The following is a 19,059-nucleotide window of genomic DNA, read 5'->3' on the forward strand; positions in this document are numbered from 1 at the left end:
ACTCCTCAAAGGGTGATGTAATATGAAAATTATAAAAATCATTGCTGTTTTAGCGCTCTTTTTAATTGCACTGGCTTTAGGTTCTCAAAACCAAGAGATCGTGACCTTCAACTACCTGTTAGCACAAGGTGAGTTCCACTTATCAACCCTTTTGGGCGTGGTGTTTGTGGTTGGCTTTGCTTTGGCATGGGTTATCTTCGCTAGCATCCAGTTCAAGACTCAGCTTCAAGTTCGCCGTCTGAAAAAGAAACTTAAAAAGTATGAGCCCGCTGAAGCAGAAAAACCTGCGAAACCAGCAATAGAAAAACAGGCATAAGGATAAGGCTTAACTTTAATGCTTGAACTACTCTTCTTGTTATTGCCGATAGCGGCCGCCTATGGTTGGTACATGGGGCATCGAAGCGCTCAGCAAGACAAGCAGAAGCAATCTCATCAGATATCCCGTCAATACATGACGGGTCTAAATCTGCTCCTATCTGATCAATCAGATAAGGCGGTTGACCATTTTATTGAATTGCTCCAAGTCGATAACGAAACGATAGACACTCACCTAGCGTTAGGTAACCTTTTCCGTTCTCGTGGCGAGGTTGATCGCGCAATTCGAATTCACCAAAATCTTATTTCTCGTTCTGGTTTGACTCTAGATCAGAAAAATCTAGCACTTCAGCAGCTTGCGAAAGACTACATGGCTTCCGGTTTTTTAGATCGAGCAGAAAAAATCTTTGAGCAATTAGTTGAAGAACCCGACCATCGCGAAAGTGCACTTCAACAGCTTGTCACTATCTACCAACAAACGCGTGAGTGGGATAAAGCGATTCACTACGCCAATCAACTGGCCAAAATGGGCAAGAAGCGTACTCGAATCCGTGCCAACATTGCGCATTTCTGGTGTGAACTGGCGATGCTTGACCAAGCGGATGGCAACACCAGTAAAGCGATTCAACACTTCAAGAGAGCACTATCTGAAGACCCAAAATGTGTGCGTGCTAACATCTCTTTAGGAAGGATTTACCTAGAGTCAGAGGACTACAAGCAGACGATTAAGTACCTCTCCGGTGTCTTAGATCAGGATAAAGATTTCATTAGTGATGTATTACCTACTATCGCAGAGTGTTATCACCACTTAGGGCAAGAAGATGAGCTGGTGGAATTCTTGCGTGCATGTATCGACAAAAAAGCCGGTGTGTCTTCCGAGTTAATGTTAGCGCAAATGGTCGCTCATCATGAGAGTGTCGCGGCTGCGCAAGAACTACTGACTAAACAGTTACTGAAAAACCCAACCATGAAAGGTTTTTACCGCTTGATTGATTATCACATTGCTGAAGCAGAAGATGGTCGAGCGAAGGACAGTTTGTCGACGCTACAAGCGATGGTTGGTGAACAATTAAAAGTAAAACCGCATTACCGATGCCGGAAGTGTGGCTTCTCGACTCATTCCCTTTACTGGCATTGCCCATCTTGTAAAGGGTGGGGGACGATCAAGCCAATCCGCGGATTGGACGGCGAATAGTATTAATGCAGCAGGCAGAATTTTTTGTCTGCTGCATTTTTTTAGAACAAAAAGAAAATAGTTAGGAGATGAAATGATCGACCAAAAAGTTATTGTCGCACTGGATTATGATAACCAAGCTGATGCGCTTGCCTTCGTAGATAGAATTGATCCTGCGTCATGTCGCCTAAAAGTAGGCAAGGAAATGTTTACGCTATTTGGTCCTGATTTCGTACGTGAGCTTCATAAACGGGGTTTCTCTGTATTCCTAGACCTTAAGTTTCACGATATCCCGAATACGTGTTCAAAAGCAGTTCGCGCTGCGGCTGAACTGGGTGTATGGATGGTGAACGTGCACGCGAGTGGTGGTGAGCGCATGATGACAGCATCACGTGAAATTCTTGAACCTTACGGCAAAGACCGCCCACTGCTGATTGGTGTGACAGTGCTTACTAGCATGGAGCAGAGTGATCTCGCAGGTGTCGGCTTAAATATTGCGCCTCAAGAGCAAGTCATTCGTCTTGCGACGCTGACTAAAAACTCTGGCCTTGATGGTGTGGTATGTTCAGCGCAAGAGTCTTCTCTACTTAAAAACGAACTAGGCAAAGAGTTCAAATTGGTGACGCCTGGTATCCGTCCAGCAGGCTCAGAGCAAGGTGACCAACGCCGTATCATGACGCCGGTTGATGCAATCCAAGCGGGGTCAGACTACTTGGTTATTGGTCGTCCTATTACGCAGGCTACGGATCCAGCCGCTGTGCTTAAGTCAATCAACGACAGCCTTGCGAACATGTAAAATTCATCAGAGTTAGCTACGAAAGGTGGAGTGGGAACGCTTCACCTTTTTTGTTTTACAGCTGAAAAAAGGACTGAAAATCCTGCGATTGATATTGTATGAGGACACGATGTGGCTGTTGCCACTACGGGGATCACATTTTACTCACATAAATTGTTGTGATACTCGGAAAGTGCAACCATGTGTTATTGATGGGTTGCGTTACAAATGTGTAACGAATACTATGGTGTGGATGCATTCACTGCGTTGTAAGGTCAGGATGACCTAGTGAAACTCTCTGATATTAATACAGAAGCGAATAGGGACTTGCTTTGTATTAGCGCTTATCATTTCCTTTACTGTGCCTTTGCGCAGTCTCTCTGAGATTCACTTGTTGTTGTTCTATTCGCCTTACTACGTAAACACAACAAGGAAGATACAATGATAAAGACTCTGCCATTTGCAGCACTGGCGACATTGGCTGCGACGAGCTTTCAGCTAAATGCGGCTGAGCTGCCTGCAGATATAGAATGGATTTCGAATAATAACGAACCACTATTTGCTTCAGAAGATGCGGTACGAGGTGGGACTTATCGAACGTATATACAGAGCTTTCCCCAAACATTACGTAGTGTCGGGCCTGATGCAAACTCAGGGCTGCGTCAGTATTTAATGGATGGAACGCCAAAGCTTGCTCAACGCCACCCAAATACAGGTAAATGGATCCCTCAGCTTGCAAAAGAATGGGCGTTCGGGGATGACTATAAAACCGTTTACTTTAAGTTAGATGATACCGCTAAATGGTCGGATGGTGAAAAAATCACCGCTGATGATTACGTGTTTATGATGAAGTACTACACCTCTGACGACATTATCGATCCGTGGTACAACGATTTCTTTGAAAACAGCATAGTGAGCGTTGAGAAAATCGACGACTACACTATCAAAGTAAGCTTAGCCGTTGCGCAAAGTAATGACTCGTTGATGGTGATGATCAATATGCCAAGTAATGGTTTTCAACCTCGTCCAGAGCACTTTTTTGAAGGGGAAAAAGACGAAAACAAAGATGGCATGCCTGACAATTTTGTCCGTAAATTTAACTTCAAAGCGGAACCTACGGCAGCGCCTTACTACATAGATAACGTGAAAAAAGGCAAGAGTGTTACCTTTAAGCATGTCGGTGACGATTGGTGGGGATATAACAACCGTTACTATAAAAATCGTTATAATGTAGACAAAGTACGTATTACTGTTATTCGTGACTTAGACATCGCGATGAAGCACTTTGAAAAAGGTAACCTCGATTACTTTGATATGGTATTACCAAACTTTTGGCATGATAAGACCAATAGTGATGTTTACAAAAATGGCTATGTGCAAAAGTATTGGGGGTTTAATCAGTCTCCACAAGGAGCGGGTGGTTTGTGGATGAATACCGCTCAGCCAATGCTGGATAACCTAGAAGTACGTAAGGGCGTGATGCTCGCAACAGACTATGACGGTATGATTGAAAACATCATGCGCGGTGACTACTCACGTAAGCCACATGGTTTAGGCTTTGGTCATGGTGGTTATGATGACCCAAGTAATACGCCGCCTAAGTTTGATGCCGCAACAGCGATTAAGCACTTTGAAAACGCTGGTTTTGATAAAGTAGGTTCGGATGGCATTCGAGTTAACGATAAGGGCGAACGATTAAGCTTTGCAATTACTTACGGTTACAACTCTCATACCCCACGTATTGCCTACCTAAAAGAGCAGGCAAAACTTGCGGGGCTTGAGTTTACGCTTAACCTTGTTGATGGTTCTTCTGCGTTTAAATTCATTCTGGAGAAAAAGCACCAGTTAGCATTCCTCAATATGGGGTCAGGTGAAATCCCTGCTTATTGGGAGTACTTCCATTCTGCTAATGCGAATAAGCCGCAGACAAACGCACATACTAACTACAGCAGCCCTGAGCTGGATAAGCTGATTGAAGCGTACGACAACGAGTTTGAGCTGCAAAAGCGCTACGACTTATCACGTAAGATTCAAAAATACGTAGGCGATGCGAATGTTATTGTCCCAGGTTATATGGTTCCATACACACGTGATGCACACTGGCGTTGGGTGAAAGTGCCAAAAGAGGGTATGACCAAAAATACGGTAAGCATGTTCCATCCAATGGACATCGGTAACTTCTGGATAGATAAAACGGTGAAGAAAGAGACGCAAAAAGCGATGAAGAGTGGCAAAGCCTTCCCTGAAGTGACCGTGGTTGATGAGCGCTACAAGCTTTAGTCACTAAACGCTAAACGTTAAATAATCCAAAGCCCTGACTCATGAGCATGAGTCAGGGCTTTTTCGTTTCTGTCAGGCAATGTGTCGCTATATATTCTTAGCCATTTGGTCAGTTAGCTGATGTATACCCGTTGACAAAGCATCGACTAAGGCATCGTAGCCCTCATCTTGCAAAGGCACTGAGATACTTACAGGGGCTCTCGTTGTTACTTTGCCATCGGCATTGATCACTCGCCATTCACCTTCAAGTTCAGCATTGCCTTGGTAGCTTCCGTTGAATTTGTTGAGTGTCAGTTGTAGCTTGCTCTCGTTGCTTTGAGCGAGCAGGTTATCCACTTCAACGGGCCAATATTGGCTTTGTTTAGCACGCAGTTCATCGATCACGCGTTGAGTAATTTGCTCTGAAATACTGTGCGCCCATAAATTGTTTTTTGCTTGAATGATTTGCATTTCTGAAGTGCGATACACGATGCCACTGTCTGCCAGATAGCTCGCAAGTTCGACGGGATACACAACGAGTTGAGGTCGCTGTGCGATCACGCTATTACTTATCATTACTACATTGGCTTCCGGTAATACATACAAGGCTCCGGTTTCTTCCGGTGCACTGCTACAACCGGCTAGCAGGGCGGAAATCAATAAAAGTCCACGTTTCATTATTTTTGCCCTCTAACTGGGATCGGATCTTTGACGTCATCCTCGCCAAATACCAAAGAGTTTGGCTTTTCATTAAGCTGCTTCAACACTGGTTTGAATTCAGACATGACTTGCTCAAGTTCTTTCAGCGTAGATTCCATTTCACTGTACATGGTTGAGTTGGGGCCGTAGCCATCTAGCGTTTTTTGCAGTTGTTGGAGGCTTTGGCGAATATCTTCCGGAATCTGTTGAGTGTCATTCAAGGTCAGCAATTGGTTTACATTGGCTACCGTTTGCTGGATTGAAGCCAAGGTTTTATCGGTTGTATTCAATGTTGTACTGAGTGAGGAAAGTGCATCTTCTAAAGGTAAGTTGTTTATTTTTTTAAGAAAATCATTGATCTGAATCTGAACCTGAGCAAAGCTGCCGCGTTTAGTCGGAAATACATCAATACCTGAGTATTCACTTGCAGTGTAACTAGATTCATCAGAGTAATAGTCAGCTTCAATGTATAATGCACCAGTCAGCAAGCTGCCAGTTTTTAGCGTGCCGCGCAAGCCCTTGGAAAACTCAGACATTATTTCGCGTTTAAAGTCTTGTAATAAACTTGGATTGAAGTTTTCGTAGATACGTCCTGGCTCAATTCTTACAAGAACGGGAATATTTTTTACGGAAAACTCGTTGTTACTATGTGATAAATCCATCGGGACTTTCATCACCGTACCAATTCTTAAACCACGATATTCTACGGGGGCCTCCGTTTTCAAACCGCGAACGGATTCATCAAACAGCATAACGAAGTCAACGTAATTGCTGTACATGTCTGCACGTACCTGCTTAATATCGTCGTAAAGACGAAAATGCACTAATTCTTTGGTTAAGGGTTTACTGATACTATTGTCAGGAATAATGCTAAAAGTAACCCCCCCTGTTAATATGCTTTCTAAAGAGCCAAATTTTAAGTCGAAACCATTTGCATTAAGCTGTAAATCCACACCGGAATTTAGCCAAAATTTTGTCTTAGTTCGAACCAAGTTGTCGTATGGCTGGAATATAAATAGCTGATAATGAGCAAGTTTATCTTTCACGTCGAAGCTGGTTTTTTCGACGCGTCCTACGGTAAAGCCTTTATAAATGACAGGGTCGCCCACGCCGAGTTTTCCTGCCTCGGGATGAGTCAATACAACTCTTAGGCCTTTCGCATCAGGCGGAGCAACAGGAGGCGTATCTAAAATAGTAAATTTACGTTTCTCTTTGCCGGATTTTCCAGGTTGAAGTTGTATGTAAGCGCCTGAGAGAAGTGTTTCTAATCCGGAAACGCCTTCACGGCCAACCCTTGGTTTAACGACCCAAAATAATGTATCGTCACGCAGCATTCGAGCTGCGTCATGATCCATCTGCGCCGTGGCAATAATGTGGTCATAATCTTTGCTCAACGTTACTTTGGTAATGGTGCCAACTTTAACGTTCAGCGCTTTAATGTCCGTTTTTCCAACCTCAATCCCTTCAGCGGTTGGAAGCTCTAAGGTAATTTCAGGGCCAGTACTGGTTATATATTGGAATAACATCCACGCCCCCATTGCGAGTGCTAGGATAGGAATAATCCATATTGCAGAAACTTGCTTCTTAGGCTTTATTTGAGCGGTTGCCTGATTATCATCACTCATATTTGGCTTTCTCAGTTAAGTTATTCGTTCGTGGTTTCTGCGTATTATGTTGAGGTTGTTGCCAAAGCAAACGTGAATCAAAAGTCATGGCAGAAAGCATGGTTAAAATGACTACGGCAGCAAATGATAACGCCGCAGGGCCTGGGTAAATCGCCATTAAGTTATGCAGTTGAACCAAAGCAACTAAGATAGCGACCACAAAAATGTCAATCATTGACCAACGGCCAATAAATTCGGTTATACGATAAATTTTAAGGCGAGAAATACTCTCCTCCGGAGGCAAGCTTCGAGCTTTTTGCGCATTGTAATAGAGCCAAGCTAATGCAAACATTTTTGCCATTGGAATAAAAACACTGGCAAAGAAAATCACCATTGCAATGGGATAAGAGCCCAGATGCCACAGTAATATTACCCCTTCCATGATGGTTGAACCTTCTGACTTGCCCAAGCTGACGGTGTACATCATGGGATACAAATTGGCAGGGATATAGAAAATCACCGAGGCAAACAGCAGCGCCCATGCTTTTTGAAGATTATCACTTGGGTTGTATCTGTGAATCGGGCTTTGGCAACGAATGCACTTTTGGTGCTTTTTATCTTCAATAGGGTTTATTTGGTGGCATGTATGGCACCCGATGTGGTTGTGGCTGTGGTGGGTGTCCCCTTCTTTGACATTCGCTAATTCAATGACAGGGATGAAGTGCCCCCATAACCAACTCCGGTCTACCATTGAGATGCATTTCACTACGAGTATCGCGTACAAACAGAACGCCCAGAAGGAGTTCCCCATGCCGACTTCGGCCAAGGCAGCGATTTTTACCAAGCTCACTAATACACCAATCAAGAATACATCCACCATCAGCCAAGGCTCGATACGGAAGATAATTCTGCATAGCACTTTCGCCGTACGTTGGCGCTTTCGAGATAATGTGCGTTGGTGTGTTTTCAGTGCTTCTAGATGAAGAAACAGAATAAGGCTGATATAGATGCCGGGCAGGACTAAAACCGTGGCGAGCAAAAGTGCACCGAGTAAAGCATAGTGAAATTCTGCGAGCATTTCTGCTGCATGCATTAAGGTAATCTGTTGCGATAATCCCTGCACGCTAAAAGACATGAATTGGAAAGAAACGCTTAAAACCAGCATAATCAGGCAGGCGATAGATACCGCGATAATGCTCTGATAAGGTTTGGCATTGATCTTGGTTAGCGAGTGCTCGCAGCGAGGGCACTGTGCCTTTTGGCCTTGCTCAATGTCCGGGATACGAACGACTAAGCCGCACTCTTCGCAGGCAATTAATTGACGTGAATTGGGTTGAATGCTCATTCAGTAACTATTTCGGACTTTTATATCTAAGAATACTCCTTTTTTTAAATATGCGCTTGTTTTACATAGCGAGTCTTACAAGCATCTTACTTCTGATGCTTAGAGAGTCGCGTTACATACCAAGGTATCGTGAGGCAGCTTGGGAATATCTGGGCATTTTTGCTGCTATTAGGCCGTGATACTGCCAACAGAGGAACGTCTGACGAGAATCGGCATGAAAAGCTTATGCTCAGGGTGTTTTGATGTTTGATGATTGGCTAATTGCAGGGAGAGTTTAACGGCTTCATTCGCCATGACTTGAATCGGATACCGAATCGTAGTGAGGCGAGGGTAGATGTAGCGTGCAATATGGCCATCATCGAAGCCTATAACAGACATGTTTTCAGGAATGCGAATGCCATTTTCTTGCAGGAGTGTCATGCACCCGGCTGCCATATAATCGTTGTAAGTTGCGATGGCTGTAATGGGCGTGTTTTTGGCTAGTAAATTGACCATGGCTTGTTCGCCGCCAGTTTCGTCCGGTTCGCCGTATTCAATGTATTCTTCATGCTTCTCAATGCCGTTATCTCGCAATGCATCAAGATAACCGTCGCGGCGTCTTTGATGGTAGCCATAGGGAGCTCAGGATAATATATTTGATTCATTTAACAATGCGCGGGGGATGAACTCTCAAGTGAGAATAGTGGCGGTGTATCAAGGTATTAGTGAGTTGATAAAAACAGTTAGACAAAAAATCCCCAAGCCGAAACTTGGGGATTAAGCCATACTGACGTGTTTTGTGGTTATGTCATCAATCGATTATTGAGCTGGTTTGAACGTTATTTTGTAAGCGTATTGATTGTCCGTTAACTGGAATTCCTTATGTACGCTTGGACTCCATGAATCATCACCGCCAACCCCCATATGTTTATGATCTAGGCGTACGTAAATCTTCTCTTCTGCTACCAAATCATTGGTGTGCTTCGCTGCAGCTAAGTGTTGTTGAGCGTACTGACTCACACTGAACTGGAAGTCACCCGAGATTTCTAACTCATTCACCTTCAACCATTGCGTACCACAGCGCAGACCGCTGTCGGTAGGGAAAATGTATGGCGTGTGCATTTGCTCAAGTGTTTGTGTGTGCTGGCCGAAGCGCGCCGCTGCCAAACGGTCAGGGTAGTTTTCAAATGGACCTAAACCTTGCCACGTGATCGGTGCATGTTGATCATTCAATGGCAGTTGGAACTCTAAACCGATACGTGGCATTGGTGGTAAATCATCAGCCAACTTCACGTCGACAGCCAGTGCTATCTCACCGTTATTGCTCAGTGTGTGCGTCCAAGTCGTGATCGCCTGAACTTCACCATTAAAGTGGTAAGCGAACGTCGAAGTCACTTTCACTGCATGCGATAGGGTCTCACTGTGGCAAACGACGCATTGACGTTCCCACTGGCCGATACCCGCCATGTCCCAACGACACATCCAAGCGTTTGGATCGACGTTGTCAATTTCGCTCACACCGATGTCGTTATCCAGTGGTGCGCGGAAGAAGTTATCTTGTGGTGCCGCAAGCACTTGTGCTTCGCCATTGACACGCCAGTCTGTCATCAAGCCAGTTTGGTTATCCCAACGCCATTGATGTTTTTCATCCACGCTAGACACCAAAATGGCGTTGTCTTGCTGCGTTAGCATTGGCGCTTGTTGCGTTTCTAATGTTGGCAGAGCAAGGCCAGCTTTATTGCGTAGCACCATTTGCTCAGAAGCGACTACGTGTTCTGCGCCTGCCCAAGGCGTTGCAGCAATCAGAGTAACGTCGGTATTTAAGTGATATTGCGCTTCCGCTTTTGGTGCGAAGTTAAGGGCAATCTCAATACTAGTTTGGCTGTCGGCTTCCACGTTAAGTGCGAACGACCCCGTTTGGATGACTTTGCCATCTTCCAATAGAGACCAGTTCAATTGCTCATTATCGGTCGCGCGGAACAAGTTCTCGTTAGTCACCAATAGTGAACAAGCGTCTTGGGTTTGTTCTTGTAGTGATACGGTGATCATGCGTTGGCAGTATTTTGCTTCTTCCAACGTTGGATGAACCGTGCGATCTGGGAAGATCAAACCGTTGATGCAGAACTGACGGTCATTGATTTCATCACCAAAGTCGCCGCCGTAAGCCCAGAAGTGTTGGCCGTTTTCATCCCATTGGCTCAAGCCTTGGTCCACCCAATCCCAAATAAAGCCACCTTGTAGGCGAGGGTAATCACGGAACGCATCCCAGTAGTCATTAAAACTACCCAGACTGTTGCCCATCGCGTGTGCGTATTCACACAAAATCAAAGGACGAGTTTCGTTTGGTAGTGACACCCATTTCTTGATTGCCCATTTAGGCACGGCTTCGTCTTTGATGTCGGTATTCACACGTGCGTACATTGGCGCAATGATGTCGGTTGCTGTGGTGTTTGAACCGCCGCCTTCATACTGCACTGGGCGAGAAGGATCGTAGTTTTTAGACCAAGCGTACATGGCATTGTGGTTACTGCCGTGACCAGACTCGTTACCTAAAGACCAGATGATGATCGAAGGGTGGTTTTTATCACGCATCACCATTTGGGTGTAGCGGCTCATGTAAGCGTGCGCCCATTGTGGATCGCTCGATAGGCGGTTCATTGGTTGCATGCCATGAGTTTCGATGTTCGCTTCATCGCACACGTATAGGCCGTATTGGTCACACAGCTCGTACCAACGAGGATGGTTCGGGTAGTGCGCCGTACGTACCGCGTTGAAGTTGTATTGCTTCATCAAGCAGATGTCACGGATCATGTCCTCTTCCGTCATCACATGACCTAGCTCTGGGTGGTGTTCGTGACGGTTCACGCCGCGGATCAGCAAAGGCTTACCGTTTAGCTTCAATTGACCATCGGTGATTTCCACTTTACGGAAACCCACAGGGTATGCTTCGCTCTCTAGGTGCGTGCCGTTTTCATCCAACAGTGAAACGACTAAGCGGTAAAGGTTCGGTGTTTCTGCCGTCCATTTCTTTGGCTCGCGTACGTGTAGCGTTTGGAATACCACATCATCCCAAGTGCCACGTTCGTCAATGCGACGGTTATGTGGACGGTCGATGCGTGGCTCTGTCACGGCGTGTTTGCCATCAAACAGCTGCACTTGAACTTGGTAGGTGTCTGGCGCAGAAATAGAAGTCACAATTGACAGTGAACCGTCGCGATAACACGCGTCTAAATCAGGCGTGATGAATACATCTTCAATGCAGTGTTGTGGCTTTGACAGTAAAGTCACGTCGCGGAAGATACCACTTAGCCACCACATATCTTGGTCTTCTAGGTAACTGCCATCGCTCCAGCGAATCACCATTACGGCTAAGTTGTTCTCTCCTGCAACAAGGTAAGGCGTTAGGTCGAATTCAGAAGGCAGGCGGCTGTCTTGGCTGTAGCCAACCCAAGTACCGTTACACCAGAGGTGGAAAGCCGAGTTCACGCCATCAAAGATAATGCGCTGCGTATTGGTTAAATCTTCTGGTGAAAGTGACACGATAGTACGGTAGCAACCCGTTGGGTTATCACTTGGTACAAACGGTGGGTTTACCTCAAATGGGTATTTCACGTTAGCGTAGATCGGTTTGTCATAACCTTGCATCTGCCAGTTTGAAGGTACGGTAATCTCGTCCCAGTCTTTGTCATTAAATTGTGACTCGATGAATTCGCCGTCAACTTGCTCTGGCGCATCAAACAGTTTGAATTTCCATTGTCCGTTCAGCGATTGACGCTGGGCTTGAATACCATCGCGAGCATGGTCAATATAGCGGAAACTGGAAAGAGGGCTGTGAGCCTTAAGACAGTGAATGTTCACTGATTGCGGGTTTTCCCAGTCGCGTCTTTGGATAATTTCTGAAAATGCCTTCATGGTTTTCCTACTTAACTTTTTGTTTCTAATCTTGTTCCGCGACGGAATTTGAGTCCGTAGCGAGGGTGTTTTTGGTCTTGTTGTGAAGCGTTATTTTGCTAACTGCTTCACGAGATAATCTTTTGCTTGGGTAAAGCCTTGCTCAGCCGCTTGGTTGGCAATCGCCGCGGCTTGTTTTACGTCGTTGTCTTTAAGTGCTGAATCGATTTGAGATTGGTACAGTGTCCATTCGTCTTGTGCTTCAGGGGATGCGGCAGGGGTTAACTCTGCTTTTGCGGTGTCGTTGGTATGCGTGCCTAATTCCGCCAAAAGCGTCAATACGGCGTTGTTGTCGGAGGCACTCGCCGTGACATCAATAACGCCAAAAGGTTGGAATTCAGCTGTGAGCGGAAGTTGTTTACTGCCAATGACGTTTTGCGTTTCTGCGTAGACTTCTTCTTGGCGCTTACGGTTGAGATCCGCGCCTAATAGTGATGGATCTGAAGCAATCACGATGTACTCCGCACCGTTGAGTTGCGGGTTTATTGTTACCATTTTTTCGATACGCTCTAAACCGCGCATGCCAGTTGTGTGGTAGTTGAAGTCTGTTGCGGAGTAATCGGATAAAAGCTGCCATTTCGCGTCATAAATAAGAACGTTCGCAGCAAATAGAGCGTTATTATCAACATAAGAGCGCACTAAGAGTGAGAATGGCGCGTCAGAAGTGATTTGGTAGCTCATCACTGGGAGCGGTTTGGATGAAGCAGAACCTGAAGAAAGTAAAACCGCACCGCTTAAGCTTGGCAGATTCGCATCGATGACCACTTGCTGGTGGAAAGGAATCGATAGGGCAGTCAGAGGCAAAGCGTCTAACGTTGAGCAACATTGTGGTTGGCTCAAATCGGTATTGAAGGTTTGCTCTGATAATCCACTGCATGCGCCAAGTGACAGAGCAATGAATAGAGTTGCTAGCGGTTTTAATTTCATCTGTGTTGTCCTTTGTGGGGTGAGCGCATTACTCACCCCCGTTGGGATCAAAAATAGTAACCGGTTTGGGTTACCACCATGTTTCGACGTTAAAGCCGAAAGTCACTTCGTCTTCATTTTTCACATTTATACTTTGTGCACGGCCGTAGACTTCGCCGCCACGGTTCCACTCGTCGGTTTTTTCTGAGTATGTTGCGAATAGACGAATGGATGGACGAGCCCAAACGCCTTTGCCTGCTTGGAACATTTGCGCCACGGTCACTTTATACATGTCGTTGGTGCCGGCACCGTTTTGAGCCTCTACCGATTCGTAGCCAACTTCAAGTGCGGTCGCTAAGAATTCTGTCCAACTGTATTGAGGACGTGCGCCAACGCTGAACCATTTATCGCCATCGTTGTTATCAAGATTTTTGTCTTGGTATGCGATGGAATACATTACTTGGAAATCTTCATTTATGTTTAGATCACCAGAGTTGAAGATTCGCCAACTGTAACCATCGTGTGCAACACCTGTGTTGTACTTGCGATCAGAACCACCTTCGGCGCTCATCAAACCGCCAGCCAGCGCATCCGTACCGTATTGGAAAGCAAATGTGTTTGAACCATAGTTCCAAGCTTGACGGTAAAGTGCAGAAAGCATGGCGCCAGAAGTGGTGATGTCACTTTCGTCATAGCTAGAGTTTTGAGTGAACACATAGTTCAAACCGACCGTAAGATCTGCGCTGTCGCTCAGTTCAATGCCGCTCAAACGTGCGTCGATGTTGTGTAAACTGCGGCCATCCGCACTGGATTTTGGTGCCATCCATGCGATGTGACCTTTGGCAAAACCAAGATCCCAGTTTTCAATACCGATCCCCGTGCTTGACGTATCCCAGTATTTGATGTCAATCATGTGGACTTCATGACGACGGTAAAAACGCTCACCAGCCCAAATCGTGGCTTCTGCTTGACCATCGAACAGGCCGTGACCTGCGGACCACATTTGAATAAGGCTAACGTCCCCCCAGCTTTCGCCACTGCCAAGGTATAACGTGGTGTCAAAGTACGCATCGCCTTGTTGCCAAACGTCTGCTTTCAAGCCTGCTTCCCACCAGTTCAGTTCGTTACCCAAACGGTAGTTGCCGTAGCCTTGACTAGCACGAATCACATGGTTGAGTTCACCTTTCCCATCATTCTGTTCATCGTTATCGGTGTAGATGTTGCCCCACTTGGCGTAGCCAAAGTACGTTACGTTTTCCACTGCTGCTATCGCAGCAAGCGGTGTTAGGGCGAGGGTTAACCCAAGCGCTCTTACAAGCGTCTTTTGTTTCATGAAGTGTCTCCATTTCATTTATATGGATTTATTTTTTTTGGTTTGAGTCCTAACTCGCTACGCAGTGTAAATAAACTCTGGAAACGTTTACATGACAAGGTTGGCATTTTTGTCGTAATGAGGGGGGTATTACTATTTTGTGTGATTCGGGTCACTTAAATGGAGGTTTGAAAGGTGGTTTGAGGTTACTTTTTGTTCTTGTCAGTTGAAATCGTTATCTTTAAATGTAGGAGGTTTAAAAAAGAAATTGAAGATTGTTCTATGTTATACCCTGATTTATACAGATTTTATTTTGAGTAAGGACAGAGGGGGAAAGAGAGCCCAATTGAAATCAACTGGGCATGTGAGACAAGGAAGTATATACAACAAATGGTTCGCGGGCGCACTGCACACGAGCATTTGCCGCATCGTCAAACTGGGATTTTGAGTTAGGACCCAAGAGAGACACTTCATAAAGAATCTCTAAGCCACAAGAATACGGTGGTCAGTTAACCACTTCAAGAGGTGAGGCTTTCAACTGAGTGATTCGTAGCCTTATTTATTCTTTTGTTGCGGTGAGGTAGTGAGTTAAATTGTGAAAAATTCTTTACAAATCGGTGTTTTATTTGTTTTTACGTGTAGAGTCTTAAAGGAGTCAGTAACCAAAGAAACTTAGATTTTTATCAACTGATTGGCGCGTAATATAAGTGGGAGTAAGGGATAGCGATGAGGCATATAATTTCAAAAATAATTTTGTAAACGTTCCCATGATTTTGGCGTTGCTCACAGATTCTTTTGTTTTTTTCATTATGATGCGACGTAATTTCCAGTTCCAAGGTAAGACAAGATTATGGACAAAACACTGATTGAGCTAGCAGGTCAGCAGACGCAATTGATTGTAGAGTTAGGAGAGTACGCCGAGATCCTACATTGGGGACAAAAAGTCGGTGGTGATCTTGAACGTTACCGTTTAGCTCTACATCGCCCTGTGCCATACGGACGCCTAGATGTGGACGTATCAATGACTTTGCACCCTGAGCTAGGTCGTGGCGTTTTCAGCAGCCCAGGCGTAGAGGGGCACCGAAACGGGCAAGATTGGGCTCCTGTGTTTGTTATCACGGATGTTCAACAGACGAAAGATAGTTTAATGATTGTAAGCGAAGACACCATTGCAGGCTTACATTTGACGACAGAGCTCAAGTTAGATGCACACGATGTTGTGAAAACTCGCCATACATTGACTAACGTTAAATCTGGTGTTTACCAAGTCAACCGTCTTGCCAACACCTTACCTTTACCCGCTCGTGCAAATGAGCTGATGACTTACTACGGCCGTTGGGTGCACGAATTCCAGACGGTTCGTCAGCCGCTATTGCAAGGCGGTTACCAACAAGAAAACCGCCGCGGACGTACTTCACATGAACATTATCCTGCGCTTGTTGTTGGCACGACTCACTTTGATGAAATGAATGGCGATGTGTGGGGCTTCCATTTCGCATGGAGTGGCAACCACAGATTGCGTGTAGACGTGAAAGCCGATGGTCGCCGTTACATGCAGGCTGAAGTTATTTACCTGCCTGGTGAAGTGGCTTTAAAAGAAGGTGAGAGTATTACGACTCCTTGGTTGTATGCCAGCCACAGTAATTCTGGTTTGAATGGCATGAGTCATCATTTTCACTCTCATGTGCGTGAAACGATTCTACCGAGTGATTTCACGGAAAAACCTCGCCCGATCCACCTCAATACGTGGGAAGGCATCTATTTCGACCACGATCCAGAATACATCATGTCGATGGCAACTCAGTCGGCGAAGATGGGTGTTGAACGCTTTATCATTGATGATGGTTGGTTCAAAGGGCGCAACGGTGACAAAGCTGGGCTAGGGGATTGGTTCCTATGTGAAACTAAGTATCCAAATGGTTTGCTGCCGATTGTTGAGCACGTGAATAAACTCGGTATGGAATTTGGTCTATGGTTTGAGCCAGAGATGATCAATAAAGATTCGGATTTATATCGTGCTCATCCAGAATGGTTGTTAGCAGTTGACGGCTACGAGCAGCCAACAGGTCGCAATCAATATGTGATTAACCTACAAAATGATGATGCGTTTAACTTCCTGTTTGAGCGATTGGATCACTTCTTATCGACTTACAATATCGCCTACATTAAGTGGGATATGAATCGTGAAGTCGTTCAGCCTGCGCATCTTGGTCAGGCGTCTGCGCACAATCAAACCCAACGTTACTATGACTTAGTGGATAAAGTTCGTGATAAACACCCAAATGTCGAGATCGAATCTTGTGCGGCAGGCGGTGGTCGTATTGACTTTGAAGTGCTGAAACGGACTCATCGATTCTGGGCTTCAGATAACAACGACGCACTTGAGCGTCAAACCATTCAACGCGGTATGAGCTACTTCTTCCCGCCAGAAGTGATGGGTAGCCATATTGGTGCGAGTCATTGTCATAGTACACGCCGTCGTCACAGTATCGAGTTCCGAGGGCTTACGGCACTGTTCGGTCATATGGGGATTGAGCTTGACCCAGTGAAAGAAGAACAAGTGGAAAAAGAAGGCTTTGAACGCTACATCAAGCTGCACAAAATGCTGCGTCCATTGCTACACAGCGGCAGAACTTGGCGAATCCCAACCGACGATAAAGCACATCAAATTCATGCGGTGGTTTCTCATGACCAATCGGAAGCGGTGGTGATGATTGCTCAGCTCGCGATGCCAACCAACTCATTGAGTGGTCACTTACGAGTACCGGGGTTAGAGCCAAAGGCGACATACCGAGTGTCTGTGTTAGATAAACCATCGAATTACGGTGACATTGTTAACTACCAACCGCCTTGGACTGAATCAGGCTGTGAACTCTCAGGAGCTTGGTGTGAAGAGATCGGATTAACCATGCCAATTCTTGATGCAGAAAGCGCAATGTTGGTGAAGTTTGAGCGTATCAGTTAACAATTTTCCCTAAACCTCGCGATATTCGAGACCTATCGCTTATCAACCGTAAACGTATGCCGTACAACCTATAAGGTTGTACGGCTTTTTGCGTTGGTTTTAATTGGATATTTGAAATCGTTCTCATGCTTAATGAACGTAAAGTGTTGATAAAAATGCCCAAATAACACGATATCCTCCCATTAATAGGTCTAAATATTGTTCGATGTCTCATTTTGAAAACTTGCCTGTAAACGTTCCCATAAAGCGGTTTTTGATCACAGTAAGGCATTCAGTGTGTGAGTAGCATTAGTATCGAAATATAAATAAAAGACGTCGACGTTATGAATTCTAGTTAGGGGAATGAATAGCAGTACGACACTAAGGAACGATTATGTCTGATAAAATTACGCTACAAACCAAGCTGTCCTACGGTCTTGGCGCACTCGGTAAAGACTTTGCATGTGCACCTATCTACATCTTCTTAATGTTCTACTTCACTGACGTAGCCGGCTTGTCTGCTGCTTTCGTTGGCACCATCTTCTTAGCTGCTCGTGTTATCGATGCCATCACTGACCCAATGATGGGAGTGATCGTTGACAACACGCGCTCAAAATTCGGTAAATTCCGTCCTTGGATTGTGATTGGTACGCTCTTAAACGCAGTAGTGCTGGTTGGCCTTTTCAGTACACACATGTTTGAAGGCACTACGCTTTACATCTACGCAGCGGCGGCATACATCCTTTGGGGTCTAACGTACACCATTATGGATATCCCATACTGGTCAATGATTCCTGCGCTATCAAGCTCTCGCCAAGAACGTGAAAAACTTGTGGTATGGCCACGTCTGTTCGCAAGCCTTGCATGGTTCATTACTGGTACTTACGGTCTGCACATTGTGGGCGAGCTAGGTAACGGCAACCAAGGCGACGGTTTCTTCAATGTTGCGATGCTGATTGCGGTTCTGTTTGTGATGAGCGCATTCTTGATTGCTCGTAACGTAAAAGAGAAAGCGGCACCGGCGAATGCGAAACCAGCAGAGAAATTCAACTTCAAAGACGTACTGACTATCATCGGTAAAAATGACCAGCTTAAAGCGCTGATCGGTACCGTTCTGTCTTTCCAAATTGCGAATCTATTAGTTGGTGGCTTTGCGATTTACTACTTCTCTTACGCACTCGGCAACGCAGAACTATTCCCAGTTTACATGGCAGTAGCTGGCGCAGCGGAAGTGGCGGGTGTGTTCTTGTTCCCACGTATTGCTTCATTGCTGCCGCGTAAGCTTCTATGGCCTATCGCTTGTGGTTTCCCAATTTTATCTTGCGTACTTCTGCTATTGATGGGCTTTATCGCTCCTGCAAACGCGCTAATGATTGGTATGGCGGGTGCGGCAATTAAGTTTGGCGTAGGTATCGCGAACGCACTTCAAACAGTAATGCTAGCTGACGTTGTAGACTACGGTGAGCACAAAACAGGCCGCCGCAGTGAGAGTGTTATCTTCTCAGTACAAACGATGCTAGTGAAATTTGCAGGTGCAGCGGGCGGCTTCATCGTGGGTGTGGGTCTATCTGTTGTGGGCTACGTACCAAACGTTGAGCAATCAGCAAGCACCATCATGGGTCTAGAATTTATGATGATTGGTCTACCAGCAATCATGATGACTATCAGTGGCGTGATTTACCAACGTTACTACCATCTTCATGAAGGCTTCAATAAAGAGGAAGCTGAACAAGAAACTCAAGCAGAGAGAGTTCCAGTGCAAGCTTAGGTATGACACTTTTTACTTAAGTAGTCCC

General features: G+C 45.5%; 12 protein-coding genes and 1 pseudogene. 6 read left to right on the plus strand and 7 right to left on the minus strand.

From position 1 onward, the window contains the following. Positions 1-22: 22 nt before the first annotated feature. From ACVA54_RS08785 to ACVA54_RS08800, 4 genes are all read left to right on the plus strand, one after another. The gene (locus tag ACVA54_RS08785; RefSeq protein WP_099079556.1) at positions 23-316 is read left to right on the plus strand and encodes a LapA family protein; all 294 of its coding nucleotides are present in this window, start codon (positions 23-25) and stop codon (positions 314-316) included. Between the two features lie 18 nt (positions 317-334). Further along, positions 335-1,510, plus strand: a complete 1,176-nt coding sequence (gene lapB, locus ACVA54_RS08790; protein WP_099079557.1) for a lipopolysaccharide assembly protein LapB — start codon at positions 335-337, stop codon at positions 1,508-1,510. A gap of 73 nt (positions 1,511-1,583) precedes the next feature. Then, positions 1,584-2,285 (plus strand): orotidine-5'-phosphate decarboxylase, encoded by a 702-nt coding sequence (gene pyrF, locus ACVA54_RS08795; RefSeq protein ID WP_099079558.1) that lies wholly within the window; start codon positions 1,584-1,586, stop codon positions 2,283-2,285. A gap of 420 nt (positions 2,286-2,705) precedes the next feature. Then, positions 2,706-4,544 carry an extracellular solute-binding protein gene (locus tag ACVA54_RS08800; protein ID WP_099079559.1) on the plus strand — a complete coding sequence of 613 codons (1,839 nt, stop codon included), beginning with the start codon at positions 2,706-2,708 and terminating at the stop codon, positions 4,542-4,544. Positions 4,545-4,631: 87 nt separating this feature from the next. On the opposite strand, the gene ACVA54_RS08805 is transcribed toward ACVA54_RS08800, so the two are convergent. From ACVA54_RS08805 to ACVA54_RS08835, 7 genes and pseudogenes are all read right to left on the minus strand, one after another. Continuing rightward, on the minus strand, positions 4,632-5,201 hold the full coding sequence (locus ACVA54_RS08805) for a PqiC family protein (protein WP_099079560.1): 570 nt from the start codon (positions 5,199-5,201) through the stop codon (positions 4,632-4,634). Further along, on the minus strand, positions 5,201-6,847 hold the full coding sequence (gene pqiB / locus ACVA54_RS08810; protein ID WP_446649528.1) for an intermembrane transport protein PqiB: 1,647 nt from the start codon (positions 6,845-6,847) through the stop codon (positions 5,201-5,203). Before pqiB ends, ACVA54_RS08805 begins: the two co-directional genes overlap by 1 nt. Then, positions 6,840-8,171, minus strand: coding sequence for a PqiA/YebS family transporter subunit (locus ACVA54_RS08815; RefSeq protein ID WP_446619270.1), 1,332 nt, complete (start codon positions 8,169-8,171; stop codon positions 6,840-6,842). The genes pqiB and ACVA54_RS08815 overlap by 8 nt, the downstream gene beginning before the upstream one ends. Before the next feature lie 168 nt (positions 8,172-8,339). Beyond that, positions 8,340-8,768: pseudogene (locus ACVA54_RS08820) on the minus strand (substrate-binding domain-containing protein); the annotation flags it as partial. A 201-nt stretch (positions 8,769-8,969) separates the two neighbouring features. Then, positions 8,970-12,062, minus strand: coding sequence for a beta-galactosidase (locus tag ACVA54_RS08825; protein ID WP_446642627.1), 3,093 nt, complete (start codon positions 12,060-12,062; stop codon positions 8,970-8,972). Positions 12,063-12,152: 90 nt separating this feature from the next. After that, positions 12,153-13,028: a MalM family protein gene (locus tag ACVA54_RS08830; protein WP_446642626.1), complete on the minus strand. Its 876-nt coding sequence runs from the start codon at positions 13,026-13,028 to the stop codon at positions 12,153-12,155. A gap of 70 nt (positions 13,029-13,098) precedes the next feature. Next, positions 13,099-14,340, minus strand: a complete 1,242-nt coding sequence (locus ACVA54_RS08835; protein WP_446649529.1) for a carbohydrate porin — start codon at positions 14,338-14,340, stop codon at positions 13,099-13,101. Positions 14,341-15,169: 829 nt separating this feature from the next. Between ACVA54_RS08835 and ACVA54_RS08840 the strand changes: the two genes are divergently transcribed. Next, positions 15,170-17,284 carry an alpha-galactosidase gene (locus ACVA54_RS08840; protein WP_446642624.1) on the plus strand — a complete coding sequence of 705 codons (2,115 nt, stop codon included), beginning with the start codon at positions 15,170-15,172 and terminating at the stop codon, positions 17,282-17,284. A gap of 373 nt (positions 17,285-17,657) precedes the next feature. Further along, positions 17,658-19,031: a melibiose:sodium transporter MelB gene (gene melB / locus ACVA54_RS08845; protein WP_099079565.1), complete on the plus strand. Its 1,374-nt coding sequence runs from the start codon at positions 17,658-17,660 to the stop codon at positions 19,029-19,031. Positions 19,032-19,059: the final 28 nt, after the last annotated feature.

The sequence above is a fragment of the Vibrio sp. PNB23_22_6 genome, assembly GCF_052877535.1.